A 21,124-nucleotide genomic window follows, 5' to 3' on the forward strand; every position below is an offset into this window, starting at 1 on the left:
TTCCCGACTTCAGGATTGGCATCATCATGGCAGCTTCACAAGGTCGGACTCCGTTGAAAATCGGCGTGTTGCACCGGCATGGAAATAATTTCCACGAACACCACCGGGCCAGCCAGAGATATTCAAATGACAGATGGTCAGATTGGCTGGCGATATACAGTCATACGATGCGAGAAATGGCGGGTAATGCCAAGGAACCCCGGCCCGAGGGCGGGCGGGGTTCCGGGTGGGGCCGTTGCTAGAGGATCCGCCAGCGGAGCCCGTAATCGTCGCGCCGCAGCCCGTCGACGCGCCGGATCACCTCCTCCTGGGTGAACGAGCCGATCGCCGCCCGCTTGGCGTTGGTGGTGATCATCCGCAGCTCGCGCAGGTCCCGCAGCACCGGGTAGCCGTCCCAATGGGTGACGTTGAAGCCATAGGCCCTGGCGAACGCCTCGTAGTGGGCGCGGCCGTAGCCGAAGCGGCGGCAGTGGATCTCGATGGTGACCAGGTCCAGCTCCGGCGTGCCGTAGCAGATGGTGTCCCAGTCGCAGAGGACGGCGCGGCCGCCGTCGTGCAGGGCGTTGCGGTGCTGCGGGTCGCCCTGCAGCAGCCCGGACGGAAGCACGAACACCAGGTCGGCAAGCTGCCTTTCGAGGTGCCGCAGCCGGCGGGCGAGGAAGTCCACGTCCTCGGCGGGCAGCACGGTGATCACGTCGAGGGAGCGCCGGATGGCACCGACCGTGTCCAGCTCGGGGATCCGGAACGGCGGATGCGGGAGTTGGTGGAGCATGCGGAGCGGGGCGGCGAGCTGTTCCGCGTGGACGGGCTGGTCGGGCTGCGGTAGGTGTCTCCAGAAGGTCGTTGCCTGGCCGTCGATCACGACCGGCTGGCGGACCGGATGGAGCGGAACGGTCGGGAAGTCCAAACCGGCCAGCCACTCGACCAGTTGGACGCTTCGTTGGACCTGGGTCGGGCAGGACCCGCGTCGGGCGATCTTCACCACCACCGGGGCCGTGCGCAGCCGGAAGACCGCATTGGTGTGACCACGTAGCAGAGTTGCGCCCGTTGGATCGAGGCCGGCACGGCGACAGGCGGTGTCGAGGATGCGATGGACGTCGAGCTCGGCGAAACCGCCCACCAGGGGCGGTGCGCTCAACGAGGCGAGTGCGCTCATGGGGGTAAGGCTGGCCGATGAGCCACTCCACTGTCACCTCGTACCGGCAGGCAACATCAGGATCTCGCCCAACTCCCGCACCACCCGAACAGATCGGAACTGTTGCGGAACCATCTCGATCACATCGTTGGCACGCGAGCCGAGGATATCCGTCCGATGTGCGGCGGGGACCTGCAGATAGGTGTGGCTAGCAAGTTCGCACGCCTCGGCCAGACTTCGCTCCTGTGCGAGGCAGATCGCCTCCTCCAGGCGCAGCAGCGCCGGATCGATGCCGGCCTGGCCCGGGTAGAGGCGCAGTGCCTGCTGCTGGGCAGCGCGCGCCTGGGCTGCCGCGCCGAGGTAGGTGTAGGTGCCGCTCAGATAGAGGTAGAGGCGGCGCTCGGGAAAGGCCCAGGCGTCGTCCACCTGGCCGTGCCGGCAGCGCTCGAAGAGGTCCTGCGCCTGGCGGATCGCCGCCCGCGCCTCGTCCGCGCTGCCGCGCCGGGCCAGCGCCCGCGCCTCGGCGGCGGCCGCCAGGACGCCGGTCGCGGTCGGACGGTTGCGGTTGAGCAGCCGGGCCTGCCGGGCCAGGTCGACGGCGCTGTCCAACGGACCGTAGTAGTAGGGGAGCATGGCCGCCTGGGCGCGCACGCGGGCGCGCAACTCGCAGTTGCCGGAGTCATCGGCCGCGGTTCGCGCCGTGCCGTACCACCGTTGCGCCTGCTGCACCCGCCCGAGCTTCATCAGGGCGTCCGCGACCAGCGTGGCGACCAGTGCCGTCATCTCCGACAAGCGCACCTGCACGCCGGCCGGCTGGCGCTCCTCGGCGAGCGTTCTGATCTCCTCCAGGTCGCCCAGCAGTTGGGCGAGCATCTCGGTCGGCGGCGTGTACACATAGGCCTGGCGCAGTCCGAGCAGGCGTTCGTCCAGCACCTCCAGCTGGGTCGCGCTGACCGTGGTGAGCGCGAGAGTCCGCTCGACCGAGCGGCGGACGGCGTCCACGACCACCTCGATCGCATCACCCGCCGGTGGCGGCGCGGCCGTGACCGGCGGCGGACAGGGCGGCAGGCAGCTGTCGGCCGTGGCTGGCGCGGCCGGGCGGTCCTCGGGCCGGTAGTCGCCGATCAGGCCCAGTCCGGCCGGATCCGTGGCGTAGAGCCGGCAGAGCAGATCGACGGTGCGGGCGCGCGGTTGGCGCGCCGACGTCTCCCAGGCCCGGAGCTGCTCCTCGTTGGTGCCGGGCGCGGAGAGGCCGGTCGCGCGGCAGAGCACGCGCAGTTCGCTGATCGCCTCGGTCAGCGTCCACCCCCGGCCGAGCCGGTGCGCACGCAGCCGGCTGATGCCGCAGCACGCGGCGATCGCCTCGACGATCCGTTCGACGCCCCACTCCTCGACAACCGCGCGACGGCGGATCTCCCGGGAGCAGGACAGGCTGTGCACCAACCCGTCTTCACCACCTTGTGTGACCGAATGACTCTCCAGAGTAGTGAGATGCCCCGAGGGATCATGCTAAATCCCGGGAAAATCGGGGATTTTGACGTCTTACCAGGAGAACCCCCAACTTCGCGGCGAAACCCCCAATTTCTTGCGGTTGCCGAGCAGGCCATGCCGCGGTCAACCTTGCCGAATCCGCAGCGGACCCTGCCCGGGTCAACTGGTACGCCCCTGGGAGGACCGCGATGCCCATGGTGAAGTTCACGACCACTGCTACCAGCTCGGAAGTCCGTGCGATCCGGGCCAGGTTGGCCGCCGATCTGCGCACGGCCGGTGTGCCGCTCTCCGACGACGAGGACTTCACACTGCGGCTGCTGATCTCCGAGGTGGCGACCAACGGCGTGCTGCACGGCGCCGGCGGCGGGAACCCGGCTCAGTGGCTCACCATCGAGGCCGATGTGCACCACGACACCCACCGCCTGCGGGTCTCCGTCAGTGACCCCGGGCTCGGTCGGCCGGTGCTCGGCCCGTTCGACACGGACGACGAGCACGGGCGCGGCATGCAACTGGTCGCGGAACTCGCCGCGGCCCATGGGTGCGAGCCGGACCCGTGCGGCGGCGGCAAACGCGTCTGGTTCGAGCTGCCATTGCAGGGGCTCGACCGCCTCCCCGCACGTCACGCGGCCCAGGAGCCCCCGCACGGCTGGCCGAGAACGGACACCCTCGTGCCATTGGCGCTGCGCCCCTGACGGTCCGTCATCCCTCGCTCGAAAGGTTTTCCGATCGGCTGTCACATCCGGTCGCCGCGGTCCGTCGAGGCAGTGAAGGCAACGACAACCGCACCGGGCGAAGGAGACCAGCACCATGGCGATCGAGACCACCATCACCGAGACCACCATCACCGAGACCAACGGCACCGAGGCCACCACCGCCCCCACCGTGACCGCCTCCCGGCTGTCCAACCCGGTCAAGCTGGTTCCCGAACTGGGCGCGGCGGCCGGCGCGTTGTACAAGGCCGTCAGCAACGGTTCGGTGCCGCAGGGCACCATCGACCTGATCCAACTGCGGGCCGGTCAGATCGTCGGCAACACTCACCTGACCGCGCTGCACACCGAGAGCCTGCGTGCGGCCGGGGAGTCCTAGGAGCGCATCGACGCCGTCGCCTCCTGGCAGGACGCCCCGTACTTCACCGAGGCCGAGGCCGTCGCGCTCGCCCTGGTGGGCCGTGCTGCAGCCCACCACCCACGGCGAGCGCGTCCCCGCCGCGCTCTTCGCCCGCGCGGCCGCGCACTACGACGAGAAGGCCCTGGTCACCCTCGCTCTCGCGATCGGCCACGTCAACTTCTTCATCCCGCTCGCCCTGATCGGCAAGCCCCTGCCGGGCGTCAAGGCCTCGGATCAGTGGACCTGAGTTCGACTCGCGGCCGCCCGGGGAGCCTACCCGGGCGGCTTTCGCCTCTGGTGGTCGCCTGTTGAGCGGGAGCGTGCTCAACAGGCGGTGGTTCAACCGCCGTTGGTGCGAGCCAGCCGCAGCGTGACCAGCTCGAACGGGCGCAGGGTCAGTTCGATCCCGCGGGCATCCAGCGGCAGTTGGTGCTGCGGGCGCTCCAGGAGGTCGCATCCGTCGATGCGGGCGACGGGGAATGACGTCCGCAGCCGCGCCCGCGACCTGGCGCCGTGCGCCTCGTAGAGCCGTACCACCAGATCGCCGCTCTGGTCGTCGGCCAGCTTCACGGCGCTCACCACTACCGCGTCCTGGTCCACCGTCACCAGCGGCTCCACCGCGTTGGAGCCGCTGACTCGCCGCTCCGGCAGGTTGATCCGGTAGCCCTCGCGCACCGCGTCGGCGAGGGTCGCGCCTGGGACCAGGGCGTGGTGGAAGACGTGCCGCCCCTGGTCGGTGTGCGGGTCGGGGAACCGCGGTGCGCGCAGCAGGGAGGCGCGCACCGTGGTCGTGGTGCCGCGGTCGGCGGTGCGCACGGTGCGGGTGACATCGTGGCCGTAGGTGGAGGCGGTGACCAGGGCCACGCCCCAGTCGGGTTCGGTGAGATGGACGAAGCGGTGGTTGCAGGCCTCGAACTTGGCGGCCTCCCAACTGGTGTTGGTGTGGGTGGGCCGGTGCAGGTGGCCGAACTGGGTCTCGGCCGCGTACCGGTCGGTGTGCAGGTCGAGTGGGAAGGCGACCTTGAGGAACTTCTCGGTCTCGTACCAGTCCACCTCGGTGTCCAGGTCCAGCCGCTTGGCGCCGGCGGTGAGCGTGAGGGTCTGCAGCACCGTTGACTTGCCGAACGACCGGGTCACCTTGACGGCGACCGCCTGGGGGCCGTCGGCGGCCAGCACCACCGAGTCGGCGTCCGTGAGGTCGGTGCCGGTGTTGCGGTAGAACTGGTCCACGTCCCAGGCGTCCCACATGTTGGGGAAATCGGGGTGCAGTTGCAGCAGGTTGGCGGCTGTTCCGGGGGCCACGGCCTCCCGCTCGGCGGCCATGTCGTACAGCGAGACCACCAGGCCGCGCGCGTCCACCACCACGCGCACCAGGCCGTTGGAGAGGGTGAAGCCGCCGTCGGGGGACGGCTCGGCGGTGCAACTCCCCTTTGCGGGCGCGACGGTGTCAGCCCCGCCGGCCGGCACTGCGCCGCGGTCGTGCGGGGCCGCATTGAAGGCGATTTCTGACGATCCGTCACCAGCCAGCGCACGCTGGGACGCGCCGATCAGCTCTTCCAGCTCCTCCGCGACCGTGGCGTAGGTCGCCTCCGCCTCCCGGTGCACCCAGGCGATCGACGATCCGGGCAGGATGTCATGGAACTGGTGCAGCAGCACGGTCTTCCAGATCCGGTCCAACTGCTGGTAGGGGTAAGGGAGCCCGCACCGCACCGCCGCTGTGGCGGCCCACAGCTCCGCCTCCCGCAGCAGGTTCTCGCTGCGCCGGTTGCCCTGCTTGGTGCGGGCCTGGCTGGTGAGGGTGGCCCGGTGGAGTTCGAGGTACAGTTCGCCGACCCAGACCGGCGGTTCGGGGTACTCCGCCTGGGCCTTGGCGAAGAACTCGGCGGGCCGCTCCCAGCGCACGGTGGCCGAGCCCTCCAGGTCGCGCAGCCGGGCCGCCTTGCCGACCATCTCGCGGGTGGTGCCGCCACCGCCGTCGCCCCACCCGGTCGGGGCGAGCGAGTGCGAAGCCCGTCCCTTCTCCTTGAAGTTGCGGGCGGCATGGGCGATTTCGCTGCCCTTCATGGAGCAGTTGTAGGTGTCGATCGGAGGGAAGTGGGTGAAGATCCGGGTGCCGTCGATGCCCTCCCACCAGAAGGTGTGGTGCGGAAAGGTGTTGACCTGGCTCCAGGAGATCTTCTGGGTGAGCAGCCACTTGCTGCCGGCGGCCTTGATGATCTGCGGCAGGCCTGCGGTGAAGCCGAAGGTGTCGGGCAGCCAGGCCTCCTCGTTCTCCACGCCGAACTCGTCGAGGAAGAACCGCTTGCCGTGGACGAACTGCCGGGCCATCGCCTCCGAGCCCGGCATGTTGGTGTCGGACTCCACCCACATGCCGCCGGCGGGCACGAACCGGCCCTCGGCCACGGCCTTCTTGACCTCGGCGTAGACCTCGGGGCGGTGCTCCTTGATCCAGGCGTACTGCTGGGCCTGGGACATGGTGTAGATGAACTCGGCGTGCTCGGCGACCAGCGCGGTCATGTTGGCGCAGGTCCTGGCCACTTTGCGGACGGTCTCGCGGAGCGGCCAGAGCCAGGCGGAGTCGATGTGCGCGTGGCCGACGGCGCTGATCCGGTGGGCGGACGGCACGGCGGGGGCCGCCAGCACTCCCGCCAGCTCGGTTCGGGCCGCCGGGGCCGTGCCGTTGACGTCCTGCAGATCGACCGCGTCGAGGGCGCGTTCGACGGCGCGCAGCAGTTCCCAGCGACGGGCACCGTCGGTGGGCAGTTCGGCCATCAGCTCGCCGAGCACCTCCAGGTCGAGCACCAGCTCGTACACCACCGGGTCGAAGACAGCGAGGTCCATCCGGGTGATCTTGTACTGCGGAGCACTGCCGGCGGTCGCCTTGTCGCCGAGGTCGGTGGGCAGGAACGGGTGGTAGTCGAGGATCACCGGGTTGGCGGCCGCCTCGATGTGCAGTTCCACCGCCTCGCCACCGGCGGCCGAATCGGCGATCCGCACCCACTGGTTGCGCGGGTTGAGGCCCTTCACCGGTGTGCCGTCCGAGCGGTAGACCAGGCCCTCGCACTGGAAGCCGGGCATGTTCTCGTCGAAGCCCAGGTCGAGCAGTGCCTCGACGGTGCGGCCCGCCCAGCCGACGGGCACCGTGCCGCTGACGGTCAGCCAGCTGGTGCCCCAGGGCGCGCCCCAGGCCTGGCCGACGGTGAGCGGGGTGCGCGGGGCGGCCAGGCCCTCGGCGACCGGGACGGGCTCACCGGGAGCGGTCCAGATGCCGACCTGGAGTGGCACCGACTCGGGGTAGACGGCGGGGCGGATCCGCTCGTCCAGCACCCGCTTGAGGCGGGCCTCGACCAGGGAGCGGTCATCGTGCATGGGCTGGACTCCAAATCCGTGGCTGAGGGATGTGGTCGGGGCGAGCTGGCGGGGCGGCGGCTGCGGTGGCGGGCGAGCTGGCGGGGCGTCAGCGGTCGGCGGGACGTCAGCGGTGGGCGGTGTCGACGGTGATCAGGTCGGTGATACTCCGTGCGCCGAGGTAGTCGCGGTCCGACGCGCGGTCGGCCAGCACCACGGCGGGTCGCTCGCCGGTGGCGGCCAGGTCCATGAAGGCCTCGAAGAACGCGCCGCCGGGGGCGGTGACCGAGCGCTTGCTCACCTCCACCGGCAGGTCGAGCACCAGCGCGACGGCACGCGGGCGCGGGCGGGGCGGCTCGGTCCGGGCCGCCGCCACCAGCTCGGCGAGCACCCGGCCGGCCGGCTTGACCCGGCCCTCGTTGGTGAACAGGCCCAGCCCGTACTCCAACTCCGGGAAGTCGGCCAGAGCGCGGTCCACGTCGTGCGAGCACCACCAGGTGACGCCCCACAGGTCGGGGCAGTCCAGCACCGCCGCCACGGTGGCCTCGGTGAAGCGGCCGGCGTCCTCGGGCGCGATGTGCGGGGCGGGCGCGCCGACCTCCTGCAGCCAGACCGGCCGGTGCGGGTCGACGGCCCAGGCCTTCGCCAGCTCCACCAGGTAGGCGGCGTGCTGGGCGGTGGCCGTGGCGTACGGGCCGTGGCGCTGCGCGGTGCCGTTGAAGACCCAGGAGTGCACGGCGGTCACCGCACCGATCGTGGCGGCATGCGCGGGCGTGAAGGGATGGTCGTCCTGGTACCAGGCGGCGTCATATGCGGCGTGCAGGTGCAGCCGGCCCGGTGCTCCCGACTCGCAGGCGGCCAGCAGCCGGTGCAGCCAGTCGGCGGCCTGGCCGGGGGTGATCCGATCCGGGTCCGGGTGCGGCTCGCCGGAGAACTGGTTGAACTCGTTGCCGATGGTCAGGCCGAGGAAGTTGGGCCGGTCGGCCAGCGCCGCGCCGAGCGCCCACAGGTAGGCGGCCTGACCGTCCACCACCTCCGGGTCGGTGAAGAGGTTGCGCCGGTGCCAGGTCTGGGTCCAGGCGGGCAGGAAGTCGAAGCTGGAGAGGTGGCCCTGCAGCCCGTCCACCGCGACGGCCAGCCCTCGCTCGCCGGCCGCGTCCACCAACTCCCCGAGCTGTTCGAGCGCGCGCGGCCGGATCAGCGTGCGGTTGGGCTGGAAGAGCGGCCAGAGCGGGAAGACCCGCAGATGGTCCAGGCCGAGCCCGGCGATCGCGTCCAGGTCGGCGCGCACCGAGTCCAGGTCGAAGTCCAGCCAGTGGTGGAACCAGCCCCGGCTGGGCGTGTAGTTGACCCCGAACCTGACCTGGCGAGCCGTAGTAATGCTGTCCATTATTAACCCTTCACCGCCCCTTCGCCGACACCCCTGAAGAAGAACCGCTGCAACGCCGTGAACAGCACCAGCACCGGAACCAGCGCGATCATGGTCCCGGCCGCCATGGTGCGCGGGTCGGCCGAGAAGACACTGTGCAGATAGGACAGGCCGACCGTCAGGGTGAGCTTGTCGGGACTCTGCAGCACCAGCAGCGGCCACAGGAAGTCGTCCCAGGCGGCGATGAAGGTGAGGATCGCGATCACGCTGAGGGTGCCCTTGGCGCTGGGCAGCCCCAGATACCGAAGCCGCTGCCAGACGTTGGCACCGTCCAGCACCGCCGCGTCCTCCAGCTCGGCCGGGATCGCCAGGAAGGCGTTGCGCATCAGCAGCACGTTCAGCGCGCCGATCATCGACGGCAGCGCCACCCCGAGCAGCGAGTTGCCGAAGCCCAGCCGGGTGACCGTCTGGTACTGCGAGATCACCGTGACCTCCCCCGGCAGCACCAGGGTGGCCAGGAACAGCCCGAGCACCAGGCGCCGCCCGCGGAACTTCAGCCGGGCCAGCGCATAGCCCGCGGCGGTGGCGCCGACCAGGTTGCCGCCCACGCAGAACACCGCCACGATCAGCGAGTTGAGCGCGAACTTGGCGATCGGCACGGTCCGCGACACCTGGCCGTAGGCGGCCGCGCTGGGGTGCGCGGGAAGCAGCCGCGGGGTGGCGGTGTAGACGTCCTCGGTCGCGCTCTTCAGCGAGGTGGACAGCTCCCACAGCATGGGCCCCACGGTGATCGCCAGCACCACCAGCAGGGTGAGGTAGCGGGCCGTCAGCCCGAGGGGCGTGACGGCGTCGAAGACCGGTGATCTGCGCTTGAGTTGACTGTTCATCAGTCCTCCCTGCGGTTCCAGCGGGCGAGCAGCAGCAGCGGGCCGACGGTGAGGAAGAAGAGCAGCACGCTCAGCGCCGAGGCGTAGCCGAGCCGGCCGTCGGCGCCGGAGGCCGCCTGCTGGATCAGCATCACCAACGAGACGTCCTGGCCGCCGATCCCGCCGGTGCGCCCGCCGAGCACGTAGAGCTCGGCGAAGACCCGCATGGCGTTGACCGCGATCAGCATCGCCACCAGCGCCATGGTGCCGCGTACCCCGGGCACGGTGACCGACCAGAACCGGCGTACCGTGCCCGCACCGTCCACCGCGGCCGCCTCGTGCAGCTCGCGGCGGACGTTCCCGAGCGCGGACAGGTAGAGCACCATGTAGTAGCCCAGCCCCTTCCACACCGTCAGCGCGATCGCGCTGAACAGCAGCAGCCAGCGGTCGGTGAGGAAGGGCAGCGCCGAGTGGATCCATCCGGCCTGCTGGGCAAGGCCGTTGACCAGGCCGCGGTCGTCCAGCAGCCACTGCCAGATCATCGCCACCACCACCGCGGAGGCGATCACCGGGAAGTAGAAGACGGTCCGGAAGAAGCCCATGAACGGCAGGGTGCGCTGCACCAGCAGGGCGAGCAGCAGTGGCAGGAAGGTCAGCAGCGGCACGCAGACCGCCATGAACACCAGGGTGTTGAGGATGGCGTCGCGCAGGTGCGGGTCCTGCCACATCAGCGAGTAGTTGCGCAGCCCGATGAAGGACCCACCGCTGAGCGTGTGCACATTGGTGAACGACAGCACCGAGGTGTTGAGCGCGGGCCACAGGTTGAACACCGCCAGCCAGAGCAGCGCCGGCGCGACCAACAGCCACGGGGTGTACGGGCGGTGGGATCTCATCGGGCGACCTTCCAGGGCTACTGGGCGAGCAGTTGGTTGGCCTGGTTGACGGCGTTGTCCAGGGCCTGCCTGGAGCTCTCCTTTCCGGTCATGGCAAGCGCGATCTGCTGGTTGAGCGCGGTGTTCATGGCGTCGGTCCACAGCGGCGGGGTGAAGTTCACCGCCGTCTGCATGTCCTGGTAGGCGTAGACCGAGGCGTCGCCCTGCGGGGTGCCGTCGCTCTTGCTGTAGGCCGGGTCGCTGGCGGCGGCCGTGGTGCCGGGCAGGTAGCCGGGAGCCAGCTTGATGAAGGCGACCTGGTTGGCGTTGTCGGTGACGAACTGCGCGAAGGCCAGGGCCAGCGGCAGGTTCTTGCTCTTGGCGGCGACCGAGACGCCCTGGACGTAGAGCGGGGCGGTGTCCAGCGCCGGCGAGGGCACGACCTGCGGTGCCAGGCTGGGGTCGGACTGCTGGAGGCTCTGGATGTAGTTGCCGCCGGCGTTGGTCCAGGCGACCTGCTGCTTGACGAACAGCGCCGAGTTGCCTTCGTAGGTGCTGGTGAGCACATTGGACGGCAAGTAGCCGGCCTTGAAGGCGGCGGTGTACTTGTCGAGCATCGCGGCGGCGCCGTCGGTGTTGAAGGCGAACTTCTTACCGTCCGGAGTCATCAGCTGGGTACCGGAGTTGACGATGTCGCTGAGGCCCGGGGGGCGGCTCATCAGGTAGTCCTTGCCACCCGACCTGTCGTGCATCACCTTTGCCGCGGCCACCAGTTCGTCGAAGGTCTTCGGCGGCTTGGCCGCATCCAGGCCGTCGCGCTGCAGCATGGCCTTGTTCCAGAACGACACGTCGGTGCCCAGGTACCACGGCAGGGCGTAGGTCGCGGTCCCCAAGTCGGCGTAGGTGTAGGTCTTCAGGCCGCTGTGCACGTAATCCTGGTTGAGCGTCGGCACGTTGCGGCCCAGGTCGAGCAGGCCGCCGGCCTTGGCGACGGCGTGCGCGATGTCGGGCGGCAGGTTGACCACGTCGGGCAGCGAGCCGCTGGTCACCTGGCTGGTCACCTTGTCGGCGTAGCCATCGCCGGGCTGGTCGGTCCAGTTGACCGTGGTGCCGGGGTGCTGGTTCTCGAAGTCCTTGATCAGGGCAGTGAAGTACGGCGTGAACTTGTCGTTCTTCAACGACCAGGTCTGGAAGCTGATCTCGCCCTTGAGCGGGCTGTCGGTGGCGACCGTCTGCTTGGCCGCGTCGCCCGATCCGCCGCCGACTCCGCAGCCGGCGAGGGCGGCGACGGCGGTGGCGAGGGCCAGTAACGTGCGGATTCTGGGCATGGGGGGGGTCTCCGCTCCTGCACGGCTGGATGAGGGTGGTTCTGGAGCGCTCCGCGAAGCTTGCATCGGTTTGCTAAACCGGTACAGCGATGCGGTGGACTATGCTCGCCGCCGGAACGGGTGTCAAGGGAGGACGCACGAATGGGCAGACCCACGATCGCCGACATCGCCCGCCAGGCGGGCGTCTCCAAGGGCGCGGTGTCGTTCGCGCTGAACGGGCGGCCGGGGGTGAGCGAGCAGACCAGGGAGCGGATCCTGCGGGTCGCCCAGGAGATGAACTGGCGCCCGCACAGCGCGGCGCGGGCGCTGGGCGGGGCCCGGGCCGGTGCGGTCGGCCTGGTGCTGGCCCGTCCGGCCCGCACCGTCGGGGTCGAACCGTTCTTCGCACAGCTGCTCTCCGGGCTGCAGGCCGAACTCTCCACCCACTCCACGGCACTTCAGCTGCTGGTGGTGGAGGACACCGCCGCCGAGATCGAGGTCTACCGGCGCTGGTCCTCGGAGCACCGGGTGGACGGCTTCGTCCTGGTCGACCTGCAGGTGCGCGACCCGCGGATCGCGGTGCTGGAGGAGCTGGGGATGCCCACCGTGGTGCTGGGCGGCCCGCGCCGGCAGGGCAGTCTGCCGACCGTCTGGGCCGACGACCGGGCGGCGATGCTGTCGATCGTCGAGTACCTGGCCGCGCTCGGTCACCGCCGGATCGCCCATCTGGCCGGGCTGCCCGCCTTCCTGCACACCCAGCGGCGGATCCGGGCGCTGCGGGACGCGGCCCGCCGGCTCGACCTGGTCGAGGCGTACTCGGTGCCCACGGACTTCAGCGACGCGGAGGGTGCGGCGGCCACCCGGGCGCTGCTGGCCCGCCGGGAGCGGCCGACGGCGATCGTCTACGACAGCGATGTGATGGCGGTGGCCGGGCTGGGGGTGGCCGCGGAGATGGGTGTGGCGGTGCCGGGCGAGCTGTCGCTGGTCTCCTTCGACGACTCGGTGCTCGCCCGGATCGTCCACCCCCCGCTGACCGCGCTGACCAGGGACACCTTCGCACTGGGCGAGTTGGTGGCCCGCACCCTGCTGGCCGCGATCGAGGACCCGCTCAGCCAGGTGGAGCTGAAGACCGCGACGCCCCGGCTGACCGTCCGGGAGAGCACCGCGATGCCGCGCCGGTGATCAACTCGCGTGAAGCGCGCACTTCTTGACGTTGCCGTCCGCACTCCTCGACGCTGCCATCCGCATCTTCCGGACGGTGCACGGGCATTGACTCCCGAAGCTAAATCGCTTTAGCGTCCCCTGGCGAAGCGGATGCCGATCGGCGTCCGCTCCCCCAGCACGGAGGTGCCCCTCATGCCCCGGCTCCGCAGCTCCGCCGCGCTCGCGTTACTCGCGGTCGGCGCACTGGCCCTGTCCGTCACCCCGGCCGGCGCCCACGCCGCCGACCCCGCCCACCGCACCACTCCGGCCCACCACGTGGTCGCCTACTACCAGACGCAGTACGACAACGGCAGCTACGTCTCCCCGCTCCCGCTGCGCGGTGCCGCCACCGACGTCGATGTGGCCGCCTTCCACCTCAACGCGGGCTCCACCATCACCCTCAACGACGACCCGCCGTCCGCCGCCAAGTACCACCAGATGTGGCAGGACCTGGCCACCCTGCAGCAGAGCGGCCTGAAGATCGAGGCGATGCTCGGCGGCGCAGCCCAGGGCAGCTACGCCGACCTGCACAACAACTTCGCCACCTACTACCCGCAGCTGCGCGACACCCTGCGCGCCCACCACTTCAACGGTGTCGACCTGGACATCGAGGAGACCTTCTCGCTCGCCGACACCGAACACCTGATCAAACAGCTGCACACCGACTTCGGCAGCGGCTTCATCGTCAACCTGGCGCCGGTCGCCAGCGACCTTTCGGGTAACTCCAGCTTCTCCGGCGGCTTCGACTACTCCCGGCTGGACCAGGACATGGGCAGCCGGATCTCCTGGTACAACGCCCAGTTCTACTGCGGCTGGGGCGATCTGAGCAGCACGAGCGACTACGACTCGGTGGTGGCCAACGGCTTCGCCCCGTCCAGGGTGGTCGCCGGCGCGGTGACCAACTCGGCCAACTGCGACGGCTACGTCGACCCGGCCACCCTCGGCTCGACGCTGACCGCGCTGGTCGGCGAGTACCCCGGTTTCGGCGGGGTCGCCGGATGGGAGTACTTCAACGCCGTCCCAGTGAACGGCAGCGGACCGGCCTCCTGGTACGCCGCGGCGCAGAACGCGATGAACTGACGTAGCGTCAGTCCACGAAGAGAGGAGCACCGCCCGTGTCGGTCAAAATCACCGCCGTGGAGTCCACCGACCTGTTCGTGGGCACGGAACAGGACCCGCGCCAGGTGCTGCGGGTGAGGTTGAGCGGCCATCGGTCGACCACCGTCACCGTCAGCGGCCCCGGGGTGCACGGCGAGGCGAGCGGCACGGGCACCGTCGAGGTACCGCTGGAGATCACCGGCGCGGCCCCCGGCACCGAGCTGCCGGTCACCGTCACCACCCGCCGCTCCCAGGTCGAGGCCACCGTGCTGGTCGCCGAGCCGGGTTGGACCATGTTCCTGGTCTCGCACTTCCACTACGACCCGGTGTGGTGGAACACCCAGGCCGCCTACACCTCCCCGTGGGAGCTGCTCTCCGGCGACGCCACCACCCGGCCGCTCTGGGAGCGCAACGGCTTCGCCCTGGTCGACGCCCATCTGGCGCTCGCCCTCCGCGACCCGGACTACAGGTTCGTACTGGCCGAAGTCGACTACCTCAAGCCCTACTTCGACCAACACCCGGAGCGCCGCGCCGACCTGCGCCGACTGCTCGCCGAGGGCCGGGTCGAGCTGGTCGGCGGCACCTACAACGAGCCCAACACCAATCTGACCGGCTCCGAGACCACCATCCGCAATCTGATCCACGGCATCGGCTACCAGCGGGACATCCTCGGCGGCGACCCGCAGACCGCCTGGCAGCTGGACGTGTTCGGCCACGACCCGCAGTTCCCGGGCCTGTTGGCCGCCGCCGGGCTGACCGCCAGCGCCTGGGCACGCGGCCCGTTCCACCAGTGGGGCCCGATCCAGAAGAACTTCCGCACGGCCAAGGACGACGCCCGGGTGATGCAGTTCCCCAGCGAGTTCGAGTGGCTCTCCCCCTCGGGCGACGGGGTGCTCACGCACTACATGCCGCACCACTACTCGGCCGGCTGGTGGATGGACTCCTCCCCCGACCTGGCCACCGCCGAGCAGGCCGTCTACCAGCTCTACCAGAAGCTGAAGCCGGTCGGCGCCACCCGCAACCTGCTGCTGCCGGTCGGCACCGACTACACCCCGCCCAACAAGTGGGTCACCGAGATCCACCGCTCCTGGGCGGCCAAGTACGTCTGGCCGCGGTTCGTCTGCGGCACCCCGCGCGACTTCCTGACCGCCGTGCGGGCCGAACTCCAGGCCTCAGGTCGCCGTCCCAGCCCGATCAGCCGGGACATGAACCCGATCTACACCGGCAAGGACGTCTCCTACATCGACACCAAGCAGGCCCAGCGGGCGGCGGAGGTGGCCGCGTTGGACGCCGAGAAGCTGGCCACCCTGGCCGCGCTCCAGGGCCTGGGCCGGTATCCGCACGGCGCGCTGGACAAGGTCTGGCGGCATCTGGCCTACGGCGCCCACCATGACGCGATCACCGGCTCCGAGTCGGACCAGGTCTATCTGGACCTGCTCGGGGGCTGGCGGGAGGCGCACGACCTGGCCGCCGAGGTCCGCGACCGCTCACTGGAGGCGCTGGTGGCCCGGATCGACACCAGCGGGGACGGGCCGGCCGTGGTGGTGGCCAACACGCTCTCCTTCGACCGCTCGGGCGTGGCCTCCCTTCGACTTCCCGACCAGCTGACGGATGCCCGAGTCCTCGACGACGACGGCGAACCGGTGCCCTGTGCGGTGGCCGACGGGGTGCTGCACTTCGCCGCCGACCGGGTGCCGTCACTGGGCTGGCGCACCTGGCGGTTGGTTGACGGCTCGTCAGATCCCCTTTGGCGGCGGACCGATGGACTGACGGTGGCCAACCACCGCTACCGGGTCACCGCCGATCCAGCCCGGGGCGGCGCGCTGTCCAGTGTGTACGACCGGCGGCACGATCGGGAGTTGCTCCGCGCCGGCCAGCTCGGCAATGAGCTGCGGGTCTACCAGGAGTACCCGCAGCACCCCGACTTCGGCGAGGGCCCCTGGCACCTGCTGCCCAAGGGCCCGGCCGTCGGCTCGGGAGGGCACGCCGCCACGGTGCACCGGGAGACCGGGCCGCTGGGTGAACGCCTGGTCGCCACCGGCCAGGTGGACGGCATCACCTACGAGCAGACCGTCACCCTGTGGCACGGCGCCGACCGGGTGGACTGCCGCACCAGGGTCCTCGACTACACGGCCGCCGACCGCCTGGTCCGGGTGCGGTTCCCGGCCGACCTGCCCGGCGCCCTGCCGATCAGCGAGGTCGCCGACGCCGTGGTGGGGCGCGGCTTCGCCCTGCCGGACGTCGATGTCGCCGAGGCACCCTGGACCTTGGACAACCCCGCCAACACCTGGTTCGGCCTGGGCGCTACGGCACGCGTGCGGGTGTTCTCCCCCGAGGGTGATTCCCTGGGTGAACGGGCACTGGGTGTGGCCGAGTTGGTGGTGCCCGAGCTCGACGAGGCGGCTGACGCCCGCGAGTTGGTGGTGGCGCTGGCCCGGGTCGGCGTCACCACGACCACCGCGAGCGCCGATTGGTCGCGGTACGGGTGGCTGGACGTCGACTCCAACCTGCCGGACTTCCGCATCCTGCTCGGCAGCCCGGAACGCAGCCCGGCCGTACGGGAGTTGCTGGGGCGGGCCGGTGAGCCGTACGCGGAGCTGCTCGCCGAGCACGGGCGGGTGTGGATCCCCGCCGAGCGGCCGCTACGCGAGGTCTGGCAGCCCAATGCCGACCTGCGCGACCTGCGGGCGCTGCCCGCGCTGGTGGCGCTGGACCGGGACGCGCTCGCCGCCGACCTGGCCGACGCGGCGGTTGACGCCATCTGCCCCGAACCGCTGGACGAGAGCGAGCGGTTGACCGACCACACGGTGGCGCTGCTCAGCTACGGCCTGCCCGGCTTCGCGGTCGACCCCACCGGTGCGCTCCACCTGTCCCTGATGCGCTCCTGCACCGGTTGGCCGTCCGGCGTCTGGATCGACCCGCCGCGGCGCACCGCCCCCGACGGCAGCGCTTTCCAACTGCAGCACTGGACACATGAGTTCAGCTACGCCCTGGTGTCGGGGGACGGTGACTGGCGGTCCCTCGAACTGCCCGCGCAGGGGCAGGAGTTCAACCACCCGCTGTACTCGCGGGTAACTCTGGCGCAGGCCGGGCCGCTGCCCGCCGAGCTGTCCTGGCTGCGCGTCGAGCCGGCCCGCGCGGTGCGGCTGGGCGCTCTGAAACCGCAGGGGAACCCGGTCGCACACGGATCGGCCGCGTTTGCCGACGCCAGCAACGGGGTGACGGTCCGGCTGTTGGAGTCCACCGGGCTGGGCAGCACCGCCCGCCTCGGTGGCGCGCTGGCCCTGGACCGACTGCACTCGGCGGACCTGCTGGAGCGGCCGGGTGCAGAGGTGACCGACGGCGCGATCGAGCTGACGGGCGCGCGGATCGCCACGGTGGTGGGGGTGGCGACAGCCGCCGCGGCCACGGATGCCATCGAGGTGCTCGGGCCGGTGGCCGAGCGCGCCCAGCCGGTGCACGCCCGCTACTGGCTGCACAACCGGGGCCCGGCACCGCTCGGCTACCTCCCGCTGTCGGTCGGCGTCAGCCCCGCCCTGCGCCACACCAACGGCGAGCCGGTGGAGTTGACCGCCGTGCTCTCCTCCCAGCTGCGCGACACCGAGGTGACGGGCACCCTCGACATCCTGGCCCCGGACGGCTGGCAGGTGTCCGTCCGGCGCCGCCCGTACCGCCTCGCCGTCGACGGCCACCTGCAACTGCCGATCACCGTCACCCCGGCGCACCGAGCCGAACCGGGCCTGTACTTCGTGGCCGTGCGCACCGAGTACGACGGGCAGGTGGTCGAGGACGTCGCCACGGTCGCGGTCGGCAAGGTACCGGGCGGCCAACTCCCCGTCCCTGGCAAGCCGATGGACGAGGGGCGGCAGACCCAGGGCACCAAGTCCGGCAAGGCCCGGGACACCGGCCTGTCGGTCGACGTCACCTCAACCACCCTCCGCCTCACCCCTGGTGACAGCACGGCGATCGAGGTGCGGCTGGCCAACCGCACCCGTGGCGAGATCCGCGGCGAACTGCAACTGGTCTCGCCCTGGGGCAGTTGGGAGCTGCTCGCCGAACCGGTGCGGGGCTTCGCGGTGGCGCCCGGGGAGCAGACCACGGTCGCGTTCGAGGTGGCCGTACCCACCGACGCAGCACCGGGGCACTCCTGGGCGGTGGCCAAGGTGATGTGGTTCGGCCGCTGCCAGTACGCACCCACCGTCGAACTGCGGGTGGCGGCACCGTGATGCACACCCATGAGCCGCTGCTGGGCCTGCTGGACGGCCGCCCACTCCCCCGCGCCGAGCTGGACGCCCGGCTCGCCGCCCTGCGCGCCGGCCCGCGTGCCTCGGCGCTCCCCGCCCCCGGCACCCAGCAGGACCGCCAACTCACCCGTTGGGTGGCCCAGGTGCTGCTGACCGAGGAGCTGTGCGCCGCCGAGGCCGCCGCCCGGGGCCTGGACTACACGACAGCCTCACCAGTTCACCTGGACCAGCGAGCCGCAGTCGAACTCGGCTCGATCGCGGCGGCCGCCTTCGAGGGCAGCGCCGCCGTCCGGGCGGTGTACGAGGCGGTCACGGCCGACGTCCAGGTCACCGAGCAGCCGCCCGCCGCCGCCCCGCCGCCGCTCCTACCCGAGTGGCAACTGAGCACCCCCGACGGCGACTTCACCGCCGACCCGGCCACCCTCCCCACCGACCTGGCCGACGCCCTGCGCACCGCAGGACCCGGCCGGCCGGTCACCGTGGGCCCCTGGACCGCCACCCTCCTCGGCCTGGCACCTCCCGCCCCCGTCCCCGACCCGGCAGCCGAACTCCTGGACTGCGCCCGCCGTATCGCCTTCGTCCGCTGGCTGGACCAGGCCCGGGCCATCCGCCTCACTCTGGTCCCCGGCCTGGAACACCCGGGCGACCCGGCCCAACCCGACTACGACCACCGGCACTGACGGACGGCCTCCGCGCCCGGCCCACTGCGCCAGCCCTGCCGTCCTCGCCGCGGTAGCGGTGGCAGGACACGCCGGCCCAGGTCGCCGGGGCGGCAACCGGGCTGCCGCCTCGGCCGGCCCGCGGGTCCCTGGGAAGGCCGCACAGCGGACCACACTGCCCCCCCAGCGGCGCAAAAGGCCGCCAGCGCAGCGCTAGCGAGCCCCCAGCGGCTCGGAAGCCCGCCAGCGCAGCGCTAGCGAGCCCCCAACGACTCGGAAGCCCGCCAGCGCAGCGCTAGCGAGCCCCCAACGACTCGGAAGCCCACCAGCGCAGCGCCGCTGCCGGCAGGTGCTGTCCGACCCCGTGAGCTGCCGCCCAGCGGCGTGCTGTCAGCCCGCCGCTCGGCGCGGCAGCTTCCAGCCCGGGCGCGGGAAGTGGCAGGTGTAACCGTCGGGGAACTTCTGCAGGTAGTCCTGGTGCTCCGGTTCGGCCTCCCAGAAGGCGCCGGCGGGGCTGACCTCGGTGACGACCTTGCCCGGCCACAGGCCCGAGGCGTCGACGTCGGCGATGGTGTCCTCGGCCGTCTTCTTCTGCTCCTCGGAGGTGTAGAAGATGCCGGAGCGGTAGCTGCTGCCGATGTCGTTGCCCTGGCGGTTCTTGGTGCTGGGGTCGTGGATCTGGAAGAAGAACTCCAGCAGCGCCCGGTAGTCGGTCAGGGCCGGGTCGTACAGCACCTCGATGGCCTCGGCGTGGCCGTCGTGGTGGCGATAGGTGGCGTTGGGGACCTCACCGCCGGTGTAGCCCACCCTGGTGGACAGCACACCGGGCTGCCGGCGGAAGAGCTCCTCCATGCCCCAGAAGCAGCCGCCGGCGAGGATCGCCTTCTCGATTGCCATCGTCTCTCCGTTTCGAGTCGGGTGTCCCACCACGACCCGACCCTACAGCGCGGACCGGCTAGCCGGCCGCCGCCGTCTGCTGGGCGGCCGGGCCGGAGGCGTGCGGACCGGCGTCGACGAGTGCCTGGAGGATCGCGTCGACGCTCTGCTTGGCGTCGCCGAAGAGCATGCTGCTGTTCTCCCGGAAGAACAGCGGGTTCTGGACACCCGCATAGCCGGAGGCCATCGACCGCTTGAAGACGACGACGTGCTCGGCCTCCCAGACCCGCAGCACCGGCATGCCGGCGATCGGGCTGGACGGGTCGTCGGTGGCGGCGGGGTTGACGGTGTCGTTGGCGCCGATGACGAGCACCACCGAGGTCTCGGCGAAGTCGTCGTTGATCTCGTCCATCTCCAGGACGATGTCGTAGGGCACCTTCGCCTCCGCCAGCAGCACGTTCATGTGCCCGGGCAGGCGCCCGGCGACGGGGTGCACGCCGAAGCGGACCTCGACGCCGCGTTCGCGCAGCCGCCGGGTCAGTTCGGCGACCGGGTGCTGGGCCTGCGCCACCGCCATGCCGTAGCCCGGGGTGATCACCACCGAGCTGGCCTGGGCGAGCAGTTCGGCCGCCTCCCGGGCCCGGATCTCGCGGTGCTCGCCCTGTTCCTCGTCCCCGCGCGACGGGGCTTCGATGCCGAAGCCGCCCGCGATGACCGAGATGAAGGAACGGTTCATCGCCTTGCACATGATGTACGACAGGTAGGCACCCGAGGAGCCGACCAGCGCGCCGGTGACGATCAGCAGGTTGTTGTCGAGCAGGAACCCGGCAGCCGCCGCGGCCCAGCCGGAGTAGCTGTTGAGCATGGAGACGACGACGGGCATGTCACCGCCGCCGATCGAGGCGACCAGGTGCCAGCCCAGCGCGAGCGCCAGGACGGTGACCGCGACCATCAGCGCGAGGGCCGGGCTGACGGTGAACCAGATCGTCAGCGCCGCGAACGCGGCCAGCGCACCGAGGTTGAGCGCGTTCTTGCCGGGCAGGGTCAGCGGGCGGGAGGCGATCCGGGCGGACAGCTTGAGGAAGGCGACGATGGACCCGGTGAAGGTGACCGCGCCGATGAAGATCCCGATGAACACCTCGGCGTGGTGGATGCCCAGCAGGTCGGCGGCGATCCGGGTCTGCGCCGAGCCGTGCGACTCGACCTCCAGGTAGCTGTCCCAGCCGACCAGCACCGCCGCCAGGCCGACGAAACTGTGCAGCACGGCGATGAGTTCGGGCATCTGCGTCATCTCGACCTGCCGCGCCCGCCACAGGCCCATCGCGCCGCCCAGCGCCATCGCGATGATGATCAGGGCGACCGCGCCGGCCGTGATGCTCTGGGCGGCCAGCACGATGGTGGCGACCAGCGCGAGGGCCATGCCGGCGATGCCGTAGCCGACGCCGGCGCGGGAGGTGCGGTGCTGGGACAGCCCGGCCAGGCTGAGGATGAACAGCAGGGCGGCCACCAGGTCCGCGGCGTGCGAGGCTGTGGTGGAAGTCATCGGAGC

Annotated in this window: 16 protein-coding genes; 7 read left to right on the forward strand and 9 right to left on the reverse strand. The window is 70.9% G+C overall.

Annotated elements, in window-relative coordinates:
• Positions 1–238 precede the first annotated feature (238 nt).
• Both P3T35_RS24235 and P3T35_RS24240 read right to left on the reverse strand, forming a co-directional pair.
• On the reverse strand, positions 239–1,156 hold the full coding sequence (locus P3T35_RS24235) for a phosphotransferase (protein ID WP_101384225.1): 918 nt from the start codon (positions 1,154–1,156) through the stop codon (positions 239–241).
• 33 nt (positions 1,157–1,189) lie between these two features.
• Positions 1,190–2,575: a hypothetical protein gene (locus tag P3T35_RS24240; protein WP_280707709.1), complete on the reverse strand. Its 1,386-nt coding sequence runs from the start codon at positions 2,573–2,575 to the stop codon at positions 1,190–1,192.
• Between the two features lie 245 nt (positions 2,576–2,820).
• On the opposite strand from P3T35_RS24240, the gene P3T35_RS24245 reads away from it, so the two are divergent.
• From P3T35_RS24245 to P3T35_RS40455, 3 genes are all read left to right on the forward strand, one after another.
• Positions 2,821–3,318: an ATP-binding protein gene (locus P3T35_RS24245; protein WP_101385535.1), complete on the forward strand. Its 498-nt coding sequence runs from the start codon at positions 2,821–2,823 to the stop codon at positions 3,316–3,318.
• Positions 3,319–3,433: 115 nt separating this feature from the next.
• Positions 3,434–3,712 (forward strand): hypothetical protein, encoded by a 279-nt coding sequence (locus tag P3T35_RS40450; RefSeq protein WP_348533434.1) that lies wholly within the window; start codon positions 3,434–3,436, stop codon positions 3,710–3,712.
• An 82-nt stretch (positions 3,713–3,794) separates the two neighbouring features.
• On the forward strand, positions 3,795–3,980 hold the full coding sequence (locus P3T35_RS40455; protein ID WP_348533435.1) for a hypothetical protein: 186 nt from the start codon (positions 3,795–3,797) through the stop codon (positions 3,978–3,980).
• Positions 3,981–4,072: 92 nt separating this feature from the next.
• On the opposite strand, the gene P3T35_RS24255 is transcribed toward P3T35_RS40455, so the two are convergent.
• The 5 genes from P3T35_RS24255 to P3T35_RS24275 form a co-directional block, all read right to left on the reverse strand.
• A complete protein-coding gene (locus P3T35_RS24255; RefSeq protein WP_101384224.1) occupies positions 4,073–7,102 on the reverse strand; it encodes a glycoside hydrolase family 38 C-terminal domain-containing protein in 3,030 nt (1,009 codons plus the stop codon).
• A 106-nt stretch (positions 7,103–7,208) separates the two neighbouring features.
• A complete protein-coding gene (locus P3T35_RS24260; protein ID WP_101384223.1) occupies positions 7,209–8,471 on the reverse strand; it encodes a glycosyl hydrolase in 1,263 nt (420 codons plus the stop codon).
• A 2-nt stretch (positions 8,472–8,473) separates the two neighbouring features.
• Positions 8,474–9,337, reverse strand: coding sequence for a carbohydrate ABC transporter permease (locus P3T35_RS24265; RefSeq protein ID WP_101384222.1), 864 nt, complete (start codon positions 9,335–9,337; stop codon positions 8,474–8,476).
• Positions 9,337–10,209, reverse strand: a complete 873-nt coding sequence (locus tag P3T35_RS24270; protein WP_101384221.1) for a sugar ABC transporter permease — start codon at positions 10,207–10,209, stop codon at positions 9,337–9,339. The genes P3T35_RS24265 and P3T35_RS24270 overlap by 1 nt, the downstream gene beginning before the upstream one ends.
• Before the next feature lie 17 nt (positions 10,210–10,226).
• Entirely contained in the window at positions 10,227–11,516 is a 1,290-nt protein-coding gene (locus P3T35_RS24275) for an extracellular solute-binding protein (RefSeq protein WP_101384220.1), read from the reverse strand.
• 141 nt (positions 11,517–11,657) lie between these two features.
• Between P3T35_RS24275 and P3T35_RS24280 the strand changes: the two genes are divergently transcribed.
• From P3T35_RS24280 to P3T35_RS24295, 4 genes are all read left to right on the forward strand, one after another.
• Positions 11,658–12,677, forward strand: coding sequence for a LacI family DNA-binding transcriptional regulator (locus P3T35_RS24280; RefSeq protein WP_101384219.1), 1,020 nt, complete (start codon positions 11,658–11,660; stop codon positions 12,675–12,677).
• A gap of 174 nt (positions 12,678–12,851) precedes the next feature.
• Positions 12,852–13,778 (forward strand): glycosyl hydrolase family 18 protein, encoded by a 927-nt coding sequence (locus tag P3T35_RS24285; RefSeq protein WP_180356791.1) that lies wholly within the window; start codon positions 12,852–12,854, stop codon positions 13,776–13,778.
• A gap of 35 nt (positions 13,779–13,813) precedes the next feature.
• Positions 13,814–18,022, forward strand: a complete 4,209-nt coding sequence (locus P3T35_RS24290; RefSeq protein WP_101384217.1) for an NEW3 domain-containing protein — start codon at positions 13,814–13,816, stop codon at positions 18,020–18,022.
• Positions 18,022–18,720 (forward strand): hypothetical protein, encoded by a 699-nt coding sequence (locus P3T35_RS24295; RefSeq protein WP_101384216.1) that lies wholly within the window; start codon positions 18,022–18,024, stop codon positions 18,718–18,720. The genes P3T35_RS24290 and P3T35_RS24295 overlap by 1 nt, the downstream gene beginning before the upstream one ends.
• Before the next feature lie 369 nt (positions 18,721–19,089).
• Here the strand turns inward: P3T35_RS24295 and msrA are convergent, their stop codons facing one another.
• Together msrA and pntB are read right to left on the reverse strand one after the other, a co-directional pair.
• Complete coding sequence (msrA, locus tag P3T35_RS24300; RefSeq protein ID WP_101384215.1) at positions 19,090–19,596, reverse strand: peptide-methionine (S)-S-oxide reductase MsrA; 507 nt, start codon at positions 19,594–19,596, stop codon at positions 19,090–19,092.
• Between the two features lie 58 nt (positions 19,597–19,654).
• Positions 19,655–21,118: a Re/Si-specific NAD(P)(+) transhydrogenase subunit beta gene (gene pntB, locus P3T35_RS24305; protein ID WP_101384214.1), complete on the reverse strand. Its 1,464-nt coding sequence runs from the start codon at positions 21,116–21,118 to the stop codon at positions 19,655–19,657.
• Between the last annotated feature and the right edge of the window lie 6 nt (positions 21,119–21,124).

It is taken from the genome of Kitasatospora sp. GP30 (genome assembly GCF_029892145.1).
GTDB classification, from domain to species: domain Bacteria; phylum Actinomycetota; class Actinomycetes; order Streptomycetales; family Streptomycetaceae; genus Kitasatospora; species Kitasatospora acidiphila.